The organism is Hydrogenophaga sp. A37, from assembly GCF_002001205.1.
In the GTDB taxonomy this organism is placed as follows: Bacteria; Pseudomonadota; Gammaproteobacteria; order Burkholderiales; family Burkholderiaceae_C; genus Hydrogenophaga.
Genome location: NZ_MUNZ01000078.1, coordinates 1 through 576, shown reverse-complemented (window position 1 = coordinate 576; position 576 = coordinate 1). Strand labels below are relative to the sequence as shown.

At 59.2% G+C, this 576-nt stretch carries 1 pseudogene; it reads right to left on the bottom strand.

What is annotated here, in order from left to right:
• Nucleotides 1-576, bottom strand: a pseudogene (locus tag B0E41_RS06700) (IS5 family transposase); the annotation flags it as partial.

Here is a 576-nt window from a genome sequence, read left to right as displayed (position 1 = left end):
GCGAAGCTGATGAAGCCCAGGAACATGAGATCGAGTTTCTCGAAGCGCGAGAAGATCCGGCGATAGCCTTTGAGCCGACGGAACAAGCGCTCGACCTCATTGCGACGCTTGTACATCTCGCGGTCGTACTCCCAAGGTTCGATCCGCGTCTTCATTGGTGGCACCACCGGAATGAAACCCAGATCCAATGCCAGCTGCCGTGTCTCGTTGCCTTCGTAGGCGCGGTCCATCAACAAATGCACCGGTCTGCTGGTCGGCCCAAGACTGCTGAGCAGGCGCCGGCCTTCGGGTGCGTCGTGCGCCTGTCCAGGCGAGAGCGAAAACGTCACGGCCGTTCGAGCATCCGCGGCAACCATATGAATCTTGGTGTTCCATCCACCTCGGGACTTTCCGATGGACTGCGGACCGTTTTTTTTAGTGCCCCTGTGCCATCGGGATGGACCTTGATGCTCGTGGAGTCCAGCGATACCGCTTCGATCTTGATGCGCACGACCTGCGCGCGTTGCAACTCCTCGAACATGCGGTCAAGTACACCGGCCTTGGTCCAGCGGTTCATGCGCGTGTAGATGGTGTGCC